This window comes from Hymenobacter endophyticus (assembly GCF_032464715.1).
Lineage (GTDB): Bacteria > Bacteroidota > Bacteroidia > Cytophagales > Hymenobacteraceae > Hymenobacter > Hymenobacter endophyticus.
In genome coordinates this window covers 86,946-108,094 of sequence record NZ_JAWDJT010000004.1, presented here as the reverse complement: position 1 = coordinate 108,094, position 21,149 = coordinate 86,946, and the positions used below count along the sequence as shown (strand labels likewise).

The 21,149-nt window shown below is 57.9% G+C and carries 21 protein-coding genes; 15 read left to right on the top strand and 6 right to left on the bottom strand.

The annotated features are described in order from the left end of the window. Positions 1–144: 144 nt before the first annotated feature. The 4 genes from ROI90_RS08530 (at position 145) to rsmG (ending at position 2,987) form a co-directional block, all read left to right on the top strand. Complete coding sequence (locus ROI90_RS08530) at positions 145–1,266, top strand: glycosyltransferase (protein WP_315997912.1); 1,122 nt, start codon at positions 145–147, stop codon at positions 1,264–1,266. Next, positions 1,257–1,871 carry an RNA polymerase sigma factor gene (locus tag ROI90_RS08525; RefSeq protein ID WP_044001076.1) on the top strand — a complete coding sequence of 205 codons (615 nt, stop codon included), beginning with the start codon at positions 1,257–1,259 and terminating at the stop codon, positions 1,869–1,871. Before ROI90_RS08530 ends, ROI90_RS08525 begins: the two co-directional genes overlap by 10 nt. Before the next feature lie 68 nt (positions 1,872–1,939). After that, positions 1,940–2,305, top strand: a complete 366-nt coding sequence (locus tag ROI90_RS08520; RefSeq protein ID WP_315997911.1) for a hypothetical protein — start codon at positions 1,940–1,942, stop codon at positions 2,303–2,305. Positions 2,306–2,363: 58 nt separating this feature from the next. Then, positions 2,364–2,987, top strand: coding sequence for a 16S rRNA (guanine(527)-N(7))-methyltransferase RsmG (rsmG, locus tag ROI90_RS08515; RefSeq protein WP_315997910.1), 624 nt, complete (start codon positions 2,364–2,366; stop codon positions 2,985–2,987). A gap of 198 nt (positions 2,988–3,185) precedes the next feature. Here the strand turns inward: rsmG and ROI90_RS08510 are convergent, their stop codons facing one another. After that, positions 3,186–4,172, bottom strand: a complete 987-nt coding sequence (locus tag ROI90_RS08510; RefSeq protein ID WP_315997909.1) for a YheT family hydrolase — start codon at positions 4,170–4,172, stop codon at positions 3,186–3,188. A 277-nt stretch (positions 4,173–4,449) separates the two neighbouring features. Between ROI90_RS08510 and ROI90_RS08505 the strand changes: the two genes are divergently transcribed. Together ROI90_RS08505 and rpsT are read left to right on the top strand one after the other, a co-directional pair. Next, complete coding sequence (locus ROI90_RS08505) at positions 4,450–5,196, top strand: DUF4142 domain-containing protein (protein ID WP_315997908.1); 747 nt, start codon at positions 4,450–4,452, stop codon at positions 5,194–5,196. A gap of 220 nt (positions 5,197–5,416) precedes the next feature. Next, positions 5,417–5,674: a 30S ribosomal protein S20 gene (gene rpsT, locus ROI90_RS08500; protein WP_315997907.1), complete on the top strand. Its 258-nt coding sequence runs from the start codon at positions 5,417–5,419 to the stop codon at positions 5,672–5,674. Positions 5,675–5,899: 225 nt separating this feature from the next. Here rpsT and pyk read toward each other — a convergent pair whose 3' ends face one another. Both pyk and ROI90_RS08490 read right to left on the bottom strand, forming a co-directional pair. After that, entirely contained in the window at positions 5,900–7,339 is a 1,440-nt protein-coding gene (gene pyk, locus ROI90_RS08495) for a pyruvate kinase (RefSeq protein ID WP_315997906.1), read from the bottom strand. 162 nt (positions 7,340–7,501) lie between these two features. Further along, positions 7,502–7,930, bottom strand: coding sequence for an IPExxxVDY family protein (locus ROI90_RS08490; RefSeq protein WP_315997905.1), 429 nt, complete (start codon positions 7,928–7,930; stop codon positions 7,502–7,504). A 160-nt stretch (positions 7,931–8,090) separates the two neighbouring features. Between ROI90_RS08490 and ROI90_RS08485 the strand changes: the two genes are divergently transcribed. The 8 genes from ROI90_RS08485 to lgt all read left to right on the top strand — a co-directional run bounded on the left by ROI90_RS08485 (position 8,091) and on the right by lgt (position 15,641). Further along, on the top strand, positions 8,091–8,327 hold the full coding sequence (locus tag ROI90_RS08485; protein ID WP_019948606.1) for an acyl carrier protein: 237 nt from the start codon (positions 8,091–8,093) through the stop codon (positions 8,325–8,327). A 162-nt stretch (positions 8,328–8,489) separates the two neighbouring features. Next, positions 8,490–9,737, top strand: a complete 1,248-nt coding sequence (gene fabF, locus ROI90_RS08480) for a beta-ketoacyl-ACP synthase II (RefSeq protein WP_315997904.1) — start codon at positions 8,490–8,492, stop codon at positions 9,735–9,737. Between the two features lie 123 nt (positions 9,738–9,860). Next, a complete protein-coding gene (gene rnc / locus ROI90_RS08475; RefSeq protein WP_315998067.1) occupies positions 9,861–10,610 on the top strand; it encodes a ribonuclease III in 750 nt (249 codons plus the stop codon). Positions 10,611–10,971: 361 nt separating this feature from the next. Then, positions 10,972–11,193 (top strand): hypothetical protein, encoded by a 222-nt coding sequence (locus tag ROI90_RS08470; RefSeq protein ID WP_315997903.1) that lies wholly within the window; start codon positions 10,972–10,974, stop codon positions 11,191–11,193. Positions 11,194–11,359: 166 nt separating this feature from the next. Further along, entirely contained in the window at positions 11,360–13,294 is a 1,935-nt protein-coding gene (gene nadE, locus ROI90_RS08465; RefSeq protein WP_315997902.1) for an NAD(+) synthase, read from the top strand. Positions 13,295–13,486: 192 nt separating this feature from the next. Next, positions 13,487–14,230, top strand: coding sequence for a DUF433 domain-containing protein (locus ROI90_RS08460; protein WP_315997901.1), 744 nt, complete (start codon positions 13,487–13,489; stop codon positions 14,228–14,230). Beyond that, positions 14,208–14,618 carry a PIN-like domain-containing protein gene (locus ROI90_RS08455; protein ID WP_315997900.1) on the top strand — a complete coding sequence of 137 codons (411 nt, stop codon included), beginning with the start codon at positions 14,208–14,210 and terminating at the stop codon, positions 14,616–14,618. The genes ROI90_RS08460 and ROI90_RS08455 overlap by 23 nt, the downstream gene beginning before the upstream one ends. Before the next feature lie 24 nt (positions 14,619–14,642). Continuing rightward, positions 14,643–15,641 (top strand): prolipoprotein diacylglyceryl transferase, encoded by a 999-nt coding sequence (gene lgt, locus ROI90_RS08450; protein ID WP_315997899.1) that lies wholly within the window; start codon positions 14,643–14,645, stop codon positions 15,639–15,641. Between the two features lie 303 nt (positions 15,642–15,944). Here lgt and fbaA read toward each other — a convergent pair whose 3' ends face one another. The 3 genes from fbaA to yidD all read right to left on the bottom strand — a co-directional run bounded on the left by fbaA (position 15,945) and on the right by yidD (position 18,519). Beyond that, positions 15,945–17,033: a class II fructose-bisphosphate aldolase gene (fbaA, locus tag ROI90_RS08445; protein ID WP_315997898.1), complete on the bottom strand. Its 1,089-nt coding sequence runs from the start codon at positions 17,031–17,033 to the stop codon at positions 15,945–15,947. Between the two features lie 179 nt (positions 17,034–17,212). Next, positions 17,213–18,103 carry a hypothetical protein gene (locus ROI90_RS08440; protein WP_315997897.1) on the bottom strand — a complete coding sequence of 297 codons (891 nt, stop codon included), beginning with the start codon at positions 18,101–18,103 and terminating at the stop codon, positions 17,213–17,215. A gap of 194 nt (positions 18,104–18,297) precedes the next feature. Beyond that, positions 18,298–18,519, bottom strand: coding sequence for a membrane protein insertion efficiency factor YidD (gene yidD, locus ROI90_RS08435; RefSeq protein ID WP_315997896.1), 222 nt, complete (start codon positions 18,517–18,519; stop codon positions 18,298–18,300). Positions 18,520–18,644: 125 nt separating this feature from the next. Here yidD and ROI90_RS08430 point away from each other — a divergent pair, with 125 nt between their 5' ends. Further along, positions 18,645–20,933, top strand: a complete 2,289-nt coding sequence (locus tag ROI90_RS08430) for a S46 family peptidase (RefSeq protein ID WP_315997895.1) — start codon at positions 18,645–18,647, stop codon at positions 20,931–20,933. Positions 20,934–21,149: the final 216 nt, after the last annotated feature.

Genomic DNA, 21,149 nt, shown 5'->3' with positions numbered 1-21,149 from the left:
AGTTGCTGGTTGACAGTTGTCAGTCAGCGTTGCAAAATGAACGATCTGACAACTGACAACCAGCAACTGACAACTGCTACAGACGCAAAGGTACTCGCCCCACCCCGAATGCCTACTTTTGCTAGCTGAATCACTCCTTGCGTTTTGCCTTTCTCTCTTTCCCCCGCCATCTGGGTGCTGCTGGCCGCCGTGCTGGTACAGCTCTGTTACGCGGCCTACTACTTTCTGCCCTTCGCCCGCCGCCCCCCGGAGCCCACTGCCGGCCCGGATGATGAGCCTGTATCCGTACTCGTGTGCGCCCACAATGAGTTGGAAAACCTACGCCGCCTGCTGCCCCTGCTGCTTCAGCAAGACTACCCGGCCGGCTTTGAGCTGGTCGTCATCGATGACCGCTCCAGTGATTATACGTTTCTGTATGTGCAGCAGCTCACGCAGTATTACCCGCATGTGCGGCTGGTTACTGTCACGAGCACCCCTGACGGATTGGCACCCAAAAAGTACGCCCTGACACTGGGCATCAAAACTTCTCGCCACCCCCGCCTGTTATTCACCGATGCCGACTGCATTCCGGCCACCAATCAGTGGCTCAGATACATGCAGCGCGGCTTCAGCCAACCGGCCGACATGGTATTGGGGTACTCGGCTTACGCCGAAGAACCGGGCTTCCTGAATAAGTTAATTCGGTTTGAAACCTTGCTGTCGGGGGCACAGTATTTGTCCTTCGCCTGGCGCGGCCAGCCGTACATGGGGGTAGGGCGCAATCTGGGGTACACCCGGCAGGTCTTTCAGCTAACCAAAGGATTTGCTTCCCACATCCGCAGCCTCTCCGGCGACGACGACCTGCTGGTGCAGGATGCCGTGCAGCGCGGGGTGCGGGTAGCCGTAGTGGCCGAGCCGGGGGCGCATACCCTCAGTGAGCCGGCTGCAACCTGGGGCGCGTGGTGGCGGCAGAAACGGCGGCACCTCTCCGCCGGGCGCAGCTACCGCCTCGCCGACCGGGCTCGAATAGGAGCCTTTATAGGCTCTAATCTGCTTTTTTACGGCATGGCAATCGGCCTGCTGTTTTCCCACTCCGATTGGGTACCTTTGGCTACGGTGTGCCTGCTACGCACCGCTGCTATGCCGGCCGTGTACCACCAACTTGGCCGTAGGCTCGATAATCGGCTGCCCCTCATGTGGCTGCCGGTGCTCGATGCTGTGTATTTTTTTTATTATCTCGCTCTGGGAATTTCGCTGTTCCTCTACCGTACGCTCCGATGGAAGTAAATCAGGAAAAACAGTTCTCCGCCAAAGCCAAGCACGATTTCAAGTTGATTCGGGCCGCTGTGGAGAAGAACGACGGCAAGGCTTACGCCGAGCTGATGCAGATCTACAAGAAGCCCGTGTACCACGTGGTGCTGAAGATGGTGCGTAACCCCGACGACGCCGAGGACCTCACCATCGAAGCCTTCGCCAAGGCCTTCCGTAACCTGCACAAGTTTAACCCCGAGTTTGCCTTCAGCACCTGGCTGTTCCGCATTGCCACCAATAACTGCATCGACTTTATTCGCAAGAATAAAATCAAGACGATGTCCATTGACTCGGCCATCAAGATTGACAACGGCGACGAAATTACCATCGACTTCCGCGACCAGAACCTGAACCCCCAGGAAACGGCCATCAAAAACCAGAAAATCGAAATCATGCAGCACGTGGTGTCACGGCTGCCCGATAAGTACCAGCGCCTCGTGACGCTGCGCTACTTCGATGAGCTGAGCTACGAGGAAATTGCCCAGGAACTAAAAGCGCCCCTCGGCACCGTGAAAGCCCAGTTGCACCGCGCCCGCGAGCTGCTCTATGACATGGTAAAAAACAAAAAGGAAATCATCTAGCAAAAAAGCCCCGTCGCAAGTCGGGGCTTTTTTTGTATTGCTTGCAGGAAAGCTACTTACATGAGCTTATGCTAATTCCTATCTTCATTTACATTGTAGTTCCCATAGTTTGCCTTTGCCTGCACTTGTTTTTGTGCCAGTGGATGCAAAAACAGGCAATTGATCCGCCGTTTTGGGCACTGTTATTGGTAATGATTTCCTATGGCGGCTGGCTGATAATTTTACTAACGGGGCTGTTTTGGCAATGGTCGGGAATGGCGTCGTTGGGTTTATTCTACCTACTATTCGTAGCCCCGTTTCTTATGTTGGGAACAGCAGTCAGCATTGCCCGCCAGCAGCAACTGTCAGTATATCACCGCTGGGTTTTCAGAGCTAGTGCAGGCTATATACCTATTGTTGGGGTAGTAGTGTTGATTACGTTGTTAGGTAGGTAGGCGTGTTTGTGCGCTCTGCTTCGTTCGTTTTTGATCTGTGGTCTACCTTTGCCCCACGATGAACCTGATCAACCACTACTTTCCCCACCTGACCGACCACCAGCGCCAGCAGTTCCAGCAGCTCGATACCGAGTTCCGGGGCTGGAATGAGCGCCTTAACCTGGTAGCCCGCACCGACGTGGACAACCTGGAGGAACGGCACTTTCTGCACTCCCTGGGTATTGCCAAAGTAGTGGAGTTTGCGCCGGGCTCCTCAGTGCTGGATGTAGGTACGGGCGGTGGCCTGCCGGGCTTGCCGCTGGCCATTCTGTTCCCGGAGGTGAAGTTTCATTTGGTGGACAGCATCGGCAAGAAAATCCGGGCAGTGCAGGAAATGGCCCACGCCCTGCACCTCACCAACCTCACCGCCGAGCAAACCCGCGCCGAGCAGCTTCGTCCCAAATACGACTACGTAGTGAGCCGCGCCGTAGCCCGCCTGGCCACTTTCCACACCTGGATTGCCCACCGCTACAAGCCCCGGCAGGAAGCGGCCCCGGGCAGTGGCCTCTATTACCTCAAAGGCGGCGACCTAACCGAGGAAATTCAGGAATCCGGCCTGCAAGCTTCTGTTATCGACCTGCCGGACTTTTTTCAGGAGCCGTTTTTTGAAACGAAGAAGGTGGTAGTAGTGCGCAACAACTAGTAGTCGTTGTGGGCGGAGCGAAGCACTCCAGCCTTATTCAGGGTTGGACTGCCGGGGGAAGCAACAAGCCCATAACGCCAACACGGGCATTGAGGGCGTTGAGGCTATCTTGGAGCCGCAGCCTGAACTCGTCAGTGCATCATACTCAGAAGCCGCCCGTTATGGCTTGTTATACCTTCTTGCAATGACAAACAGTTCCTACCCCGGCACCTCCGCCGTAAGGAACTGCACGGCGCGCCGTTCCGAGTAGTACGGTCCGTCCGGCGCGCCTTCCCCGAAGCCTACATGCCCACCATCGGCGGGCGTTTCCAGGAACACGTAGGGGCTTTGGGCGGCTACCTCATGAGGAAAGCAGGAAGCCGGCAGAAACGGGTCGTTTTGGGCGTTAACTAATAGCGTAGGAATGCGGATGCCGCTTAGGTAGCGGCCCGAGCTGGCGTGCTCATAGTATTCATCCGCCGACTTGAAGCCGTGCATGGGTGCCGTAAACCGGTCGTCAAATTGCGGAAAGTCCTGCAGCAGGTCAATATCGGTAAGGTCTACCTGGCCGGGCAGCAACGCCGCCTTCTGCCGCATTTTTGCTCGCAGGGTTTTCATAAAGCGGTTGAGGTACAGGCGGTTTTCCGGGCGGGCAATGTGGTGGGAGCTAGACTTCAGATCAGTGGGCACCGAAAACACAGCGGCGCGCTGCACTTCCCGGGGTACCCGGCCGGGGTTTTCGCCCAGGTATTTCAGCGTCACGTTGCCCCCGGCCGAAAACCCGGTCAGGAAAACGCGGCGGTAGCGGGCAGTGCCCAGCGCGTAGCGCACCACAATATCCAGGTCGTCGGTGTCGCCGAGGTGGTAAGAGCGGAGCAGGCGGTTCATCTCGCCGCTGCAGCTGCGGTAATTCCAGGCTAGGGCATCGAGGCCGGCGTGGTTGAGGGCCCGCACCATACCCCGCACGTAGGGCCGGCCCGCGTCGCCCTCCAACCCATGCGATACAATAGCGAGGGTATCGGTAGCTTGTCCATCAGGTCGGCGCGACCAATCCACGTCTAGAAAGTCCCCATCCTCGGTTTCTACTCGTTCCCGCTGGTAGCGCACATCGGGTACAGAGCGCCACAGGCTGGGTACAATGGTTTGCAGGTGACCGTTGAACATGTAGAACGGCGGCTGGTAAGCGGAGTGTGATACAAGGGGCATAGCAGTAGGCAGCAGTAATCCAGAAAAGTGCAGCCAAGTAGGGCCTGGAAATATACGCAACAGAAGGTAGGCATGCCTACTTTGCCGTTGTCTGAGAGAGAAACAGTCTGGACCTGAAATAGCCTTTTACTTCCACCTTTACAATGCGCGTGTTGTTGTGTTAATAGTTGAGGTTCAATATTTTATGAGTGGTCGAGCTGAAATAAAATCAGAAAAATATGCGTACCCATCAACAGGATGAACGTAGAATATGGTCCTGACCAACTGCCTACGTATTATGAAAACAACGCACAGTATTTTCCGCCTTTTTCTGCTGGGTTCACTTGCTACAGGCGCTGCCTGTACGGGTACCAGCCCCGGTGCCGCCACTGATGCCGCTACCACAACGGGCACTGATGCCACCGGAACCCGCTCCGGCACCGACATGACTTCGACGCCTCCTGCAGATGCTGCCTCCGGCGCTGGCAGTAGCGGAACTACTACAGCAGCAACGAGTGAAGCGGCTGGCACAACCGGCAGCGCCACCAGTAGCACCACCGGTGCCGGCGCGGGTAACCCCGCCGACATGACTGCCTTCACGGCCACCTTTGCTACCATGCAGGACCCTGTGTTTCTGATGAATGCGGCTAGCAGTAATCTGTTGGAAATACAGCTTGGGCAAGCGGCCGCGCAACGAGCTAGCAATGCCGACGTGAAGCGATTCGCACAGATGATGGTGACGCACCATACCAAAGCCACCCAAGACCTCAAATCAGTGGCCACACCCCTGGGCGTGCAGATACCTGAAACCATGATGCCGGTACATCAGGCCATGGCTGATAAAGTCCTGAGTAAATCAGGCAAGGATTTCGATGAAGCCTACATGGACGCCATGGAAACAGCTCATAAGATGGACATTGCCATGTTCGAAGTGAAAAGCCGAGCGGCCAACACGCCAACCGTGAAGACGTTTGCTACCAACACCCTGCCTATGCTTCGCTCCCATGAGAAGATGGCCAGTGAAACAGAAAAAAAGGTAGACTAGGCGCTGAGCGAGCGGTTGAACCAATAAGTCAGCCGATATAGCATTCTGTTGCTATAAATGCCGCCCTCGCTTTGGCTCCTGAGCTACAGCCGGGGCGGCTGCTTGCTGCGGGGGAGTATGAGGAGGTTTTGCCGGAGAGGTTTGCTATTTCAAACCAAACTACTACCTTTGCACTCCCCAATTGAACTGAATTCGAGCAGAAGACCATATTTCAACCCCCATGGCAAACCATAAATCGGCCCTTAAGCGCATCCGTTCCAACGAAGCTAAGCGCGTGCTGAACCGTTACCAGGCTAAATCTACTCGCACTGCTATCAAAAAGCTGCGCGGTACCACCGATGCTTCGGCCGCTCAAGAGCAGCTGCAGAAAGTATCGTCGATGCTGGACCGTTTGGCCAAGAAGAACATCATTCACAAGAACAAAGCCGCCAACAACAAGTCCAAGCTGGCTAAGTTCGTGAAGTCGCTGGCTGCTTAAGTAGTCAACCGGCTTTCTGCTCTTATTGATAAAGGCCTTGTGCGCAAGTACAAGGCCTTATTGTTTCTAAATGAATTTGATTGATATAGGTCAGGCTGCTGAGGTTTGCTCCGGGTTTCCAGCCTAGAAGGCATAGATAGAGGAATAGTTCGCACAAGCGGACTTTGGTAACGAAAGAGGCCCGTTCACACCATGCGAACGGGCCTCTTTCGTTACGGTAGGGGGTTACGCTACGCTTACCTTCACCATATTGGTTTTGCCCTTTTCATTGATGGGCATAGAAGCCGTATTGATAAACACGTCACCCTTCTGCAGGTGGCCGGTAGTAGTCAGGGCGTACTTGATGTCCGATACGGTGCTGTCGGTGCTCACCATCCGGTCGTAGTAGAAGCCGCGTACGCCCCAAATCAGGCTCAGCGTGGTTAGCAACGAACGATTATCGGTGAAGATGAAGATGTTGGCTTTGGGCCGGTACTTAGCAATCTGGAAGGCCGTGTAGCCCCGGTGCGTCATGCCGGTAATGGCTTTGGCACCGGTGTTCTTGGCCAAGTGGCAGGCCGCCGACAGTACGCTGTCTACCATGAACGTGGGCGACTCGGGCGTAATAGGCCACCAGCGGTGATACAACGATTCGCGGCGGGTTTCCACGCTCATAATCGTGCCCACCATCGAGCGGATTACCTCGGCAGGGTAGGCGCCCACGGCGGTTTCAGCGGAGAGCATCACGGCGTCGGCGCCGTCGAGTACGGCGTTGGCCACGTCGCTGGTTTCGGCGCGGGTGGGGCGGGGGGCCGTAATCATGCTTTCCATCATCTGGGTAGCCACAATTACCGGTTTACCGGCCTTATTGCACTTCTCCACAATCATCTTCTGGGCCATCGGCACCTCTTCCATCTTCACCTCCACACCCAGGTCGCCACGGGCTACCATGACGGCGTCGGTGAGGGCAATGATTTCGTCGAGGTTCTTCAGACCTTCAGGCGTTTCAATCTTGGCAATGACGCGGGCCGTTTTGCCGCTTTCCGCAATCAGGCTCTTGATGAAGCGGATGTCTTCGCCCCGGCGGGCAAAGGACAGGGCAATCCAGTCTACGTTGTTTTCGAGGCCAAATCTCAGGTCTTCAATATCCTTCTCCGTCATGGATGGGGCCGAAACCTCCGAGTCGGGCAGGTTGATGCCTTTGCGGGGTTTCACCAGGCCGCCGTAGATAACCTCCACGTCCACTTCCTTGTCCCGGTCAGTGGCCAGCACGCGCAGCTCAATCTTGCCGTCGTCGATAAGGATCATGTCGCCGGCCTTCACGTCGCGGGCCAAGCCCAGGTAAATCGTGCTCAGGCGCGTAGCCGTGCTGATTTCCTTCTCGCCGCACACCAGCTTAATTTTGTCGCCGGCCTTAATTTCCACGCCGCCGCCTTCTACCTCCCCGAGGCGGATTTTGGGGCCCTGTAAATCCTGCAGCAGGCCCACGTGCGTGCGCATGTCCTTATTGAGGCGGCGCACCGTGTTAATCACCGACAGGTGGTCTTCGTGGCTGCCGTGCGAGAAGTTAAGGCGAAATACGTCCACACCCTCGCGCATGAGCATGCCCAGCTTCTCGTAGGTGTTGGACGCGGGGCCCACGGTGGCAATTATCTTGGTTTTATTAAAATGCGGACGAGCTTCCATGGGGCGTTGTATGGTCAAAAAAGTAATGCAGTAAAACAAGGAAACACATGCCGCACTGAGCAGCGCAAAGGACCTTACCCCGTAGCAACAGCTCGTCTGGGCGAGTGGCAGTTCGGCGTGATAAGGTCCTTCGTGCTACCCAGCAGTACAGGAGTTCAAAACTCAAAAGAGCAGATTTTCTTTGAATTTAAGGTCATTCGGGTCAACCTGACTGACTAACTGGACCTCGGGCAGAGCCGAAAGTTGCACGAGTAACTCATCTGAGGAGTGGCTGGCCATGCCGTTGCTCACCTGCAACAAATAGTCGTACTCCTTGATATCGGGGGCCAGGAAGGGCTTTTTCAGAGGCGAAGGATCCACGGAACGGTTGCGTAGCAGGCGTAGCGTGTGGTGCTCGGTGGTGTGCAGATAATTGCTGATGACCAGCCGGCCCTGGCTGAACAGGTCGTAAATCAGGTCCTGCTGCTTAATCAGCCGCAAATGCAGCGCCCGGTTGAGTACCCAGGCCAGCGTGTGCTCCCGGCTGGACGATACGAGCCCGAACAAGTCGAAGTCGCAGTCATACTCCACATCCAGGGTAAGGGTTTTCATGAGCGGGGAAAGGAAGGAAAACGCAAAAATAAGCGCCGTAGTACCCCGGTGGAACACAACGGGCCATAATCTTGTACCCGGAAGATTAGGGGGTCGAAGTTTGACAATGTTAGCGAAGATGGTGTTATTTGTGCCGAGTTTTCCTTAAACCCCCACGGAAATGTCTGAAATTGCAGAAAAAGTAAAGGCCATCATCATCGATAAACTCGGCGTAGAAGCTTCGGAAGTAACGCCGGAGGCTTCCTTCACCAACGACTTGGGCGCTGACTCGCTTGATACCGTTGAGCTGATCATGGAATTCGAAAAAGAATTCAACGTGTCTATCCCAGACGATCAGGCTGAAAACATCGGCACCGTGGGCCAGGCTATCAGCTACCTCGAGGAGCACGCTAAATAGTTTTTAGTGCTTAGTTACTAGTGCTTAGTGCCTGGGTAGTTCCGGTGCAGGCTGAGCACTAGCAACTAAGCACTAAAGACTATAGCTGCTTACCGGCCGGCCTGCCGCCGGCCGTTTTGCTTTTCCAGTGATTTCCTTTCTTTCGCTTCTCTGAGCCTGCCTATGTCTCTTCGGAGAGTTGTCGTGACCGGCCTGGGTGCCATTACCCCGCTGGGAAACACCGCCCCCGCCTATTGGGAGGGCCTGCAAGCCGGCGTGAGTGGGGCCGCCCCCATCACCCGTTTTGATGCCAGCAAGTTCAAAACTCGCTTCGCCTGCGAAGTGAAGAACTACAACCCGGATACCTATTTCCCTACCAAGGAAGGCCGGAAAATGGATATCTTCACCCAGTTTGCCCTGATTGCCGCCGATGAGGCCATTCAGGATGCCAACCTGGAAGGAGTGGACAAAGACCGGGTCGGCGTTATCTGGGGTTCCGGCATTGGGGGGCTCACCTCCCTGCAGGCGGAGTGCATCAACTTCGCCAACGGCGACGGTACACCCCGTTTCAACCCATTCTTCATTCCGAAGATGATTGCCGACAGCGCGTCGGGCAACATCTCCATCCGCCACAAATTCCGGGGGCCGAACTTCGTGACTACCTCGGCCTGTGCGTCTTCGTCAGACTCCATCATCTCGGCCTTCAACTACATCCGCCTGAACATGGCCGATGTAGTGGTGACCGGGGGCTCGGAGGCGGCCATCACCGAATCGGGGGTGGGCGGCTTCAATGCCCTCAAAGCCATGAGTGAGCGAAACGATGCCCCCGAGCAAGCCTCCCGCCCCTATGACAAGGAGCGGGACGGGTTTGTATTGGGAGAAGGCGCAGCCTCGCTTATTCTGGAGGAATATGAGCACGCCAAGGCGCGCGGGGCTAAAATCTATGCTGAGCTGATTGGCGGCGGCATGTCGGCCGATGCGTACCACATTACGGCTCCGGACCCTGAGGGCAATGGCGTAGTGCTGGTAATGCAGAACGCGCTGCGCGATGCTGGTATCTCGCCCGCTGATGTAGACTACATCAACACCCACGGCACCAGCACGCCGCTGGGCGACGGGGCCGAGGTGAAGGCCATTCAGAAGGTGTTCGGCGAGGACGCCTACAACCTCAACATCAGCTCCACCAAGAGCATGACGGGCCATCTGCTGGGCGGTGCCGGAGCCATTGAGGCCGTGGCCTGCATCTTGGCTATGCAGCACAACGTGGTGCCCCCCACCATCAACCATTTTACCGACGACCCGGAGCTGGACCCTAAGCTAAACTTCACGTTTAACAAGGCCCAAGCCCGCGAGGTAAACGTGGCCATGAGTAACACCTTCGGATTCGGCGGCCACAACACGTCCGTCATCTTCCGCAAAATCTCTGAATAATGTGAGAAATGTGGGCTGAATGTGTCCAATGTGACAATAGTTGCTGATGGCATAGGTTCAGCAACTATTGTCACATTGGACACATTCAACTCACATTTTTTACATTCTCCACATTTGAAAAAAATGCCAAAGCCCGGTCAACCCCTGCCGCTATTCGGTTTTTTTCGCCGACTGCTGGGCCGTGACCGGGCTTTTCGGCAGGCTATTGCCACCCTCACGGGTCACACGCCCGACAACGTGCGCCTGTACCAGCTGGCCTTCACGCACTCCTCCATTGTGCGGCAGCAGGGTGAGCAGGCCCGCCACCAAAGCAACGAACGGCTGGAATTCCTCGGCGACGCCGTGCTGGGTACGGTGGTAGCCGAATACCTGTTCCGCAAGTTTCCCTACGAGCAGGAGGGCTTTCTGACGGAGATGCGCAGCCGCATCGTGAACCGGGAAAGCCTCAACGCCATTGCGCTCAAAATCGGGCTGGATAAGCTGGTGCAGCTGGATGCCGCCCAGGGCCGGGCCGCCCGTTCCCGCTCCGTGAACGGCAACGCCCTGGAGGCGCTGGTAGGAGCTGTGTACCTCGACCAGGGCTATAAAACGGCCCGTAAGTTTGTGCTCAGCCGCCTCATCAAGCCTTACGTGGACGTGAAGGCCATGACACAGACGACCACCAACTTTAAGAGCAAGTTGATTGAGTGGGCCCAGCGCAACGGCAAAAACCTGCGCTACGACCTCACCGGCGAAGCCCGGCCCGGCGGCGTGATGGAGTTTTCGGCCACGGTGGTAGTGGATGAAAACCCGGTAGCCGTAGGCATGGGCCTGAGTAAGAAACAAGCCGAGCAACTCGCCGCCGAGCGGGCTTTGGAAGTGCTGGGCGTGTAAAATGGAGCTACATTTAAATACGAGTGTGCTGTACGAGGGCATTCGTTACAGCATCTATTGGACCAGCAAGGCAGCAGAGCACGTGGCAGCTAACTACGTTGATCCACTACACCGAGTAACGCATACTGAAATCGTGCAGCTTTTAAAACGGGCACGATACAAAATCCCTATTCAGCAAGAGAAGCGCCCTTACTTCTTTGTGTTTCTCACGGGTCGCGCCAGCATGGTGTGGGAGACATATGTATATTTGATTCCACCCTTGAACAACTGGCCTGCTCGATGCGTTATTGTGACGTGCTATCAGAGCAATAAGCAGCAATACCGGGCGCTATTTGCCGTCTAAATTTTAAGCCATTCCCCGATGAATCAGCTTCGTAAGCGTACTTTGTTAGTACACCATGAAGAGCTTCAGCAGCTGAAAGTGGCGTACCGGCGGGGCGAAATCAAACTAGATGTAAGTCCGTTGCGGTTAGAGCCTGGCTTGTTTTCTTCAGAGGAAGAGTATGAGCAAGTTGTGAATAGTGTAGTTGCTCGAATTAAAAGCGGAGAAATACAGCCGAGCGAGGAAGACCACGAACCGTAAGAACACTGCGTCTTCAGCAAAAACCACTGTGTCCTCTGCGGGCTAACCTCGTACCAACGACGTAGTCCGCAGAGGACGCGGTGTTTTCGCAGAAGGCGCAGAAAGCGGACAACCCAATCCGGGGAAATGGAGTTGATTTGCACTGTTAACCCTTCCACCCGAACTCATGCGAATAGCCGGCGCTGCCCTCAACCAGATACCGTTTGACTGGACCCACAACCTGCGCACCATACAGGAGGCCATAACGCAGGCCAAGGCGGCCGGTGTTGAGTTGCTGTGCTTGCCGGAGCTATGCCTCACCGGCTATGGCTGCGAAGATTTGTTTTTAAGCGACTGGTTGCCAGAGTCGGCGCTGCTGCACTTGCAGCAGGTACGGCCCTGGACCGACGGCATTTGTGTGGTGGTAGGGCTGCCTATTCGGCTCAACCACCGCACCTACAATACGGCCGCCGTACTGCGCGACGGGCAGATTCTGGGTTTTGCCGCCAAGCAGTTTCTGGCCAACGACGGCGTGCACTACGAGCCCCGTTTTTTTCACCCCTGGCCGGCCGGCGAAACTACTACGGTGAAGTGGGAAGGAGAGGAGTGGACGCTGGGCGACATGATTTTTGAGCACCAGGGCGTAAAGTTCGGCTTCGAAATCTGCGAGGATGCGTGGCGGCCCGACGACGTGCGGCCCGCCTGCCGCCTCGTGGGCCGGGTGGATTTGATTGTGAATCCCTCGGCCTCACACTTTGCCATGAGCAAGACGGATGTGCGCTACCATCTCGTAACGGAGGCCTCACGCAACTTCCGCTGCACCTACCTCTACGCCAACCTGCTGGGCAACGAGGCCGGCCGCATGGTGTACGACGGCGAAATTCTGGTGGCCCGCAACGGCCACCTGCTGCTGCGTAACCAGCTCATGAGCTTCAAGGAAGTGGACATGGAATGCGTGGACGTAGATTTCAGCCAGCCCCTGGAACCCGCCGCCGAAATAGAGCCGCTACCGGCTCCTGATGAGTACCGGGAGTTGAACCAGGCCCTGAGCCTGGCCCTATTCGACTACCTGCGCAAGGCCCGCAGCCGGGGCTTCGTACTGAGCCTGAGCGGCGGGGCCGATTCGGTAATGTGCGCCGTGGCCGTGGCGGAGTTGGTGCGCTTAGGCACTGCTGAGCTGGGTACCGCCGAGTTTATGCGCCGGGCCGGCTGCTTCACGGCCGAGGAAATTGGGCAGCTGGCCGGCCCCGTAATGCCAGTACCTGACCAGCAAACTCCCGGCCCCAAGGATGCCTCACTCATGGAGCCCGGCCAGCGGCAGCAAACGGTAAATCAGCAGCTCACGCGCCGCCTGCTTACCTGCGCCTATCAGGGCACCGTTAATTCCTCCGATGATACCTACAACTCGGCCAAGGAACTGGCCGATTCGATTGGGGCGGTGTTCTATAACTGGACCATTGATGAGGAAGTAACCGGCTACGTGGGTAAAATTGAACATGCGCTGGGCCGCCCGCTCACCTGGCAGACGGATGATCTGGCCCTGCAGAACATTCAGGCCCGGGTGCGCGCCCCGGCCATCTGGCTGCTGGCCAACGTGCAGAACTGCCTGCTCATGACCACCTCCAACCGCTCGGAAGCCAGTGTGGGTTATTGCACCATGGATGGCGACACGGCCGGTTCCATCTCGCCTATTGCGGGCGTGGACAAGGCCTTTGTGAAGCAGTGGCTGCGCTGGGCCGAAACTGAGCTCAATTATCCGGCCCTGCGCCACGTGAATGCCTTGCAACCCACCGCCGAGCTGCGCCCCCTGGAAGAAAAGCAAACTGACGAAAAGGACCTGATGCCTTATCCGCTGCTCAACCGCATTGAGCGGCTGGCTTTCTACGACCGGCTCAGCCCCCGGCAGGTGCTGGCTACGCTGGTGCAGGAGGAAACAGCCACCGATGAGGAGGAGCTGAAAACCTATGTAAAGCGCTTTTACAGCCTCTGGAGCCGCAACCAATGGAAGCGGGAGCGGTATGCCCCCGCCTTCCACCTCGACGACTACAACGTGGATCCTCGTTCCTGGCTGCGTTTCCCCATCCTGAGCGGAGGCTTCACGCAGGAGTTGAACGCGCTGTAAGAATCGATGTTCTGCCGCGTACGTCCGGTCCGGCGGCTGCAAGCCGTCGGGCCGGTTGTCGTTAGCTGACATCCGAACGATGACGGAGCAACGTCAGCACGCTTAAGCTGGCCCGACGGCTTGCCGCCGCCGGGCCGGGTACCGTACTACCCGCAACGGCTAGCCGGAATACCAAGCACGAAAAAGCTGGTTATGCCGCAAACCCTGTACTTTCGTAGCTCAACTCTGAACAGCATGGTGGCGGCAAGTAGTCTGACTCAACTATACCAGGAACGTGAGGCCTACCGGCTGCCCCTGTACTCTACGCGGCAGGTAGCTCACCTCACGGGGCTTTCGGCCACTACCGTGCAAACCTGGACGCGGGCTGAGGATGCCCTGGTTCAGCCGGCCAGCGCCGATGGGTTGTCGTTCTTGAACCTGGTAGAAGTACACGTGTTGGCCGCCATCCGGCACCAGCATGGTATTTCGCTGCAGCGGGTGCGCCACGCGGTGCAGTTCGTGCGCCAGGAGCTGCAGTCGGAAAACCCGCTGGCCCAGCACCAGTTTGAAACCGACGGCGTGGATTTGTTTGTGCGGGCTCTGGAGGATGATTCCATGCTGATCAATGCCTCTCGGCGGGGGCAGCTAACTATTCGGGAGCTGGTAGAGGCCTACCTGCGCCGCATTGAGCGGGCCGCCGATGGTTTCCCGCTGCGGTTGTTTCCGGTGTATGGCAGCACTGTTGGCTTCGTGCCCGAAGGCTTGCCCTCCCTCATTGCCGTCGACCCTACCGTTGCCTTCGGCCGGCCCGTGCTGACGGAAAACTACGTGCCCGTAGATGTGGTGGTAGGCCTGTACCGCGCCGGTGACTCGGTGCAAGTTATTGCCGGGGAGTTTGGTGTAACCACCCGGGCCGTGGAAGAAGCAATTCGTTATGAGCTTGGAGCCGCAGCCTGAACCCGTATTTTTCCTGGACCGTACCGTGGCCATGCCGCGTGTGCAGGCTGCATTGCGCGAGCAGCAAACAGCCTTTGTAAGCCACACCGACCTGTTCCGGCCCGAAACGCCCGATACGGAGTGGCTGCCGGCCGTGGTAGCGCGCGGCCTGTGCGTACTTACCCAGGAGCGGCGCATCCGCTACAATCCGCTGGAGCAGCAGGCGTTGCTAGCCAGCGGGGCCGCTACGTTTATCATCGTAGCTAAAGGCCTCACCAGTGCTGATTTGGCGGCCTGTGTGGTGCGGGCCCTGCCGCGCCTGCGCCGGTTTGCGCTCCGCACGCCCCGGCCGTTTCTGGCTAAAGTGTACGTAGATGGCAGCGTGCAGCTGCTGTCTTCTCCTTCCTAACCCTACCGTTTACCTCTCCTGTGTATGAGTTTGCTAAGTGCCATTCTTTGGAATCAGAACCCCATCATTGCCGAGCTGGGGCCCCTCACGCTGCGCTGGTATGGGCTGCTCTTCATGTCGGGCTTTGTGGTGGGTACCTTTATCTTGGGCCACGTCTATAAGTCGGAGAAAGTGTCGCCGCGCTGGGTGGATGTTATTACCATTTACGTGCTGCTGGGCACGGTACTGGGCGCGCGCCTGGGCCACGTGTTTTTCTATGACTGGGCCCAGTATAAGGATGATTTGCTGAGCATCTTCAAAATTTGGGAAGGGGGCTTGGCCTCGCACGGCGCTACCATCGGCATCATCTTCGCCGTGTGGCTGTTCAGTCGCAACAATAAGTTCGATGTGCTCTGGACCCTTGATCGGATTGTGCTGGTAGTAGCCGTGGGCGGCGCCCTCATCCGTATCGGTAACCTGATGAACTCCGAAATTGTGGGTCGCCCCACCGATGCGCCCTGGGCCTTTGTATTCCCCCGCGACACCGAGCACCTGCAGGAGCCGCGCCCCGACCAGCCCGTGCCCGCCGGCTCGGTAGCCGTGCGCCGCGTGGGCCAACCTGATGGTAAGGTGGCCTACGAAACCCAGCCCGTTAGCGGGAGCGTGGGCCCTGGTGCGCAAGTAGCCGTGCCGCGCCATCCTACCCAGATTTACGAGTCGCTGTTCTGCGTGTTTCTGTTCGTGGTGCTGTACTCGATGTGGAACCGCACGAAGGAGCACACGCCGCGCGGCCAGCTGTTTGGGCTGTTCGTGGTGCTGCTGTTCACGTTCCGGATTGTGGTGGAGTTCTTCAAGGAAGACCAGGTGGCGTTTGAGCAGGGCATGACCCTGAATATGGGCCAGTGGTTGAGTATCCCGCTGGTGTTCATGGGCCTCTACGTGCTGTTTACGGCCCGCAACCGTCCCGGCCGCGCCCAGGATGCCCCCCGCGACCTGCACGAGCAGGAAGCCCGCGAAGCCGCCCTGGCCGCCGCCAAGCGGTAGGGTACCCGGCAACCAGACCGTCATTCCGAGCGCAGTGCAACGAAGCCGAGGAATCTCGCTCGTTAGTAATCTGATTACTTTGGCAACGTCAGCACGCGAGATTCCTCGGCTGCGGCTCCGCACACTGGCTTTATGCGCCACATGCTCGGAATGACGTTCAAACAAAACGGCCCCGCGCTCAACCTGAGCACGGGGCCTTTCTGTGTGTAGTAGCGCGAACTTTGTAGTTCGCGCCCCGGAACGAAATCATTCGGACGGCGCGGGGGCGCGAACTACAAAGTTCGCGCTACTGTGCGCTACTACCTAGGGGCGGCGGTTTACGGCGTTGAGGTCTTCGAAGGCCGACTTGAGGCGGGTTACGAAGCTTTCCTCGCCTTTGCGCAGCCACACGCGCGGGTCGTAGTACTTCTTGTTGGGCGAATCCTCGCCGGTGGGGTTACCAATCTGGCTTTGCAGGAAGCCTTCGTTCTTCTGGTAGTATCCGCGGATACCGTCCCAGAATGCCCACTGCATATCGGTGTCGATGTTCATTTTAATGGCCCCGTAGCCGATAGCCTCGCGGATTTCCTCCTGCGAGGAGCCCGAGCCGCCGTGGAATACGAAGTTGATGGGACGCTCAGCCTCCAGGCCAAATTTCTCCTTCACAAAGTCCTGGGAGTTTTTCAGGATAACGGGCTGGAGCTTCACGTTGCCGGGCTTGTACACGCCGTGCACGTTGCCGAAAGCGGCGGCAATGGTGAAGCGGGGGCTGATTTTGCTCAGCTCCTCGTAGGCATAGGCTACTTCCGAAGGCTGGGTGTAGAGCTTGCTGGAATCCACGTCGGAGTTGTCCACGCCGTCTTCCTCACCGCCGGTTACGCCCAGTTCAATTTCCAGCGTCATGCCAATTTTGGCCATGCGCTTCAGGTACTCCTTGCATACTTCAATGTTCTCCTCGATGGGCTCCTCCGAGAGGTCGAGCATGTGGGAGGAGTAGAGCGGCTGGCCGTGCTCAGCGTAGAATTTCTCGCCAGCTTCCAGCAAACCATCAATCCAGGGCAGCAGCTTCTTGGCGGCGTGGTCGGTGTGCAGAATCACGGGTACCCCATAGGCTTCGGCCATCAGGTGCACGTGGTGAGCCCCCGAAATGCCGCCGGCAATGCTGGCCTGCTGCTTGTCGTTGGCCAAGCCTTTACCGGCAAAAAACTGGGCCCCACCGTTCGAAAACTGGATGATGACGGGCGAATTCAAGTCGCGGGCGGCTTCCAGCACGGCGTTTACCGTATCGGTGCCGGTTACGTTCACGGCGGGCAGGGCGTAGCCGTTGGCTTTGGCGTGTTCGAAGAGCTGCTGCACTTCGTCGCCGTGCAGCACGCCGGCGCGCAGGCCGGTGAGAGTGGTTTGTTCAGCCATGTGTACTGAAAAGGATGATGGCGCAGAAGGAGCCGCGCCGGGTTTGCAGAATCGACGGTCAAACATACTCAAAAGAAAAGGGCCATGCTAAACGCCGTGGCGGGCTTACAGCGAATTTTCGCTGTAAGCCCGCCAGCTACCGGTTTCTCTCTCGTAGAGTACGTTGCTCGAGCCGCAGCTTATTGGAAGCTATAGGTGTACAAAGCGCCCTGCTCGTTGCTGATGTAGAGCGTGTCGTTTTCCGTGAAAACGGCGCCTTCCGTCTGGCCAGCACCCTTCAGGGAAATTTGTCGGGGTGCGGCTTTCAGAATTTCGGGGAGGCTGCCGGCTTCCAGTACAAACATTTCCTGGCGGGCCAGTAGTACCAAGCGGCGGCCGTCGGGGCTAAGGGCGGCGTCGGTAACGGCGCCGGGGATAGGCAGCTTGGCTACCAGCTGGGCCGTGTAGGTGCCGGGCTGATCAGGCACGCTGTACACTTTGCTGGTTTGCTCCTGGCCCCGGTCTTTGGTAAACAGGTACACCTTGCCGCCGTACCAGAGCGTGGCCTCACAGTCGAAATTTCGGTCGTCTTTGGCCGGCGGGAACTCTGTCTGGTCGGGGTATTTGAGGTGAATTTCCTGCACCTGCTGCGGGTTGCTGGGGTTGAGGCGGTAAATCACCAGGTCGCGGCGGTTATTGTTGTTATTGCCCACGTCGCCGATGTACACATGGCCGCTCTGGTCGCGGGTCACGCTTTCCCAGTCGTGGCTTTTTACGGGTACGTCAATCTGGGCGAGGGTTTTTCCGGCCGTGCTGATTTTGTAGAGAATGGGCTGGGTGCCGTCGTCGCCGTGGGTGTAGAAGGAGCCCGCCTCGCCGGTGAGGGCGAGGCCCGAGCTTTCCGGTACGCCGCTCATGGTACCCACCTGGCTGAGGCCCGCAATGGCTTCGGCGCCCTTTCCGCCTTTCTTGCCCTTCTTCTTGCCCTGTTTTTCTTCCTTCTGTTTACTGCTGGTTTCCTGGGTTTGGGCCTCAGAACAGCTGCTTAGCAAAGTGCCAGCCAGGGCGGCGGCAAAAAATAAAGTGCGCATACAAAGCTTCATCAAACTGAAAAAAATGCTGCCATAGCCGACGGCCACAGCAGCAACAGAAAGCCTTATACGGGAAAAGGCGAAATTGTGAAGTAGTGAATTTGTGAAGTGGGGAGAAGCTGGCCGCCTAAAAGCCTTTGTCATCCGAAGAGGCTTCGCAAACTCAGGATGACAGCCAATTTGCAACTTCACTGTCACGGTACCGGGTCGTAGCCGTGGCCGCCCCAGGGGTGGCAGCGGCCGATGCGGCGCAGGGCCAGCCGGCCGCCGCGCCAGGGGCCATATTTGGTCACGGCTTCCACGGCGTAGGCTGAGCAGGTAGGCACGTAGCGGCAGCTGGCCGGGGTGAGGGGGGAAATCAGGTGGCGGTACACCCACAGCAGGCCCAGCACCAACTGGCGAAATAGGTAGGTCATAGTGAGGTAAAGGTAGAAGCCGGGCGTGTGGTTCCTGGCGTGGGTACGAACCAGGGCGTAGGCGCAACCATCGGCGGAACAGCTTATCTTCGCCGCCAAACCACTCATCCACCCCCAATTCCATCATGCAAAAACAACACTGGGCCAAAGTGCTGCTGCTCACGCTGCTGCTCCCACTGGCCGCCAAGGCCGACGAAGGTATGTGGCTGCCCCTGTTCGTGAAGCGCCTCAACCAGGCCGACATGCAGAAGAAAGGCCTCAAGCTCACAGCCGAAGAAATCTACGACGTCAACAATGCCTCGCTGAAAGATGCCGTGGTGCAGCTGGGCGGCTTTTGCACCGGCGAGTTTGTGAGCAGCCAAGGCCTGCTGCTCACCAACCACCACTGCGGCTACGACGCCATTCAGAGCCACAGCACCCCCGAAAACAACATCTTGCAGAACGGTTTCTACGCCGCCACCAAGCGCGATGAGAAGAAGAATCCGGGCCTGTTCGTGGATATTCTGGTGCGCATGGAGGACGTGACCGGCCGGGTGCTGGAGGGCATTACGCCCGCCACCTCGGAGCAGGAGCGCATGGCCACCATCCAGAAGCGTCAGCGCGAAATGGCCGATAACGCCAAGGAAAATGGCAAATACGTGGCCTACGTGCGCGACATGTTCGGGGGCAACGAGTACTACCTGTTCATCTACCAGCGCTTCGGCGACGTGCGTTTGGTGGGTGCGCCGCCGGAAGCCGTGGGCAAGTTCGGGGGCGACACCGACAACTGGATGTGGCCCCGCCACACCGGCGACTTCAGCATGTTCCGGGTGTACGCCGACAAGAACAACCAGCCCACCGCCGGCCCCCAGGACGGCAACGTGCCCTACGTGCCCAAAAAGCACCTGCCCGTAGCCCTGCAGGGCGTAAGTGAAGGCGACTTCGCCATGGTATTCGGCTTCCCTGGCCGCACCCAGCGTTTCCTGCCCGCCGCCGGCCTGCAGCTCACCCTCGACCAGACCAACCCCGCCCGCATCAAGCTGCGTGATACCCGCCTGAAGCTGTGGAAAGAAGACATGGACCAGGACGCCGCCCTGCGCCTGAAGTACGCCTCCAAGTACGCCGGCATTGCCAACTATTGGAAGTACTTCATCGGCCAGAATGAAGGTATGAAGCGCCTGAAAACCGTGGACGCCAAGAAAGCCGAGGAAAACGCCCTCATGCAGTGGATTGCCCAGGACCAGACCCGCGCTCAGCAGTACGGCGAAGCCCTGAACACCATCAACCAAAGCTACGCCGGCATCCGCCAGTACAACCTGAGCAGCCAGTACGTGAACGAGGCCGCATTCGGCACCGAAATCATCACACTGGCCGCCCGCATGATGCCCCTGGCCACCGCGCTGAAAGCCGGTGATAAAGCCGGTATCGACAAAGCCGTTGCCGACCTGAAGGAGCCCGTAGCGGATTACTTCAAGGATTACAGCGCCCCCACCGACAAAAAGGTGTTTGCGGCTCTGATGAACCTGTACATGCAGGATGTGCCCAAGGACCAGCAGCCCGACGTGTTCCAGACGGTGCAGAAGCAGTACGGTGGCTCCATGCCGAAGTACGCCGACTACGTGTTCAGCAACTCCTTCCTAACCTCCGAGGCCAAGGTAAACGCCTTCCTGGCCGCGCCCACCCTGGCTAAGCTGGAAGCCGACCCCGGCTACAAAACCTACCAGTCGGTGTACTCGAACTACGTGCAGAACATTGTGCCCAAGCTCCAGGGCTTGCAGGCCGGCCTGGGCCGCGCCAACCGCCAGTACGTGGCCGCCCTGCGCGAGAAGAACAGCACGAAGGTGTACTCGCCCGATGCTAACTCTACCATCCGGCTGAGCTACGGCACCGTGCGCCCCTACAAAGGCCGCGACGCCGTGGAGTACGACTACAAAACCACCGCCCAGGGTATTCTGGAAAAGGAGGACGCCACCAACCCCGAGTTTGTGGTGCCCCAGAAAGAGCTGGAGCTGCTCAAAATGAAGGATTACGGCCGCTTTGCCGATAAGCAGGGCAACCTGCCCGTGGCCTTCATCACCGATAACGACATCACCGGCGGCAACTCCGGCTCCCCCGTCATCAACGGCCGTGGCGAGCTAATCGGGCTGGCCTTCGACGGCAACTGGGAAGCCATGACCGGCGACCTGGCCTACGACCCCGACCTGAAGCGCTGCATCAACGCCGATATCCGCTACGTGCTCTGGTGCATCGAGAAGCTGGGCGGCGCCAAGCACATCGTGGATGAAATGACGCTGGTAAACAACGGCCCCAACCCCGGTGTGGGCCCCGCCACCGCCACCGGTGCCGATATGAGCGACGTGGAAAAGATGAAGGTAAAAACCGAGAAAGGCGGTAAAACCAAAATCAAGCGCAAAAAGGAAGCGGCCATGCTGTAAGGCGCAACGCGTCGGCCCAAAATCTGCCCTGCCATTCCGAGCAAGTTGCGCATCAAGTAAGGATGAGGAACCCGGGTTTGACCATGTGCAGGTATTGACTTCCTCACCTCGCTCGAAATGACAAACAAGAAGACCCGCTGCCACTTGGTAGCGGGTCTTTTTTTATGACCAGGCAACGGGGTATTGTACGGTTGAGCTAGAGTGGCTACTTTCCAG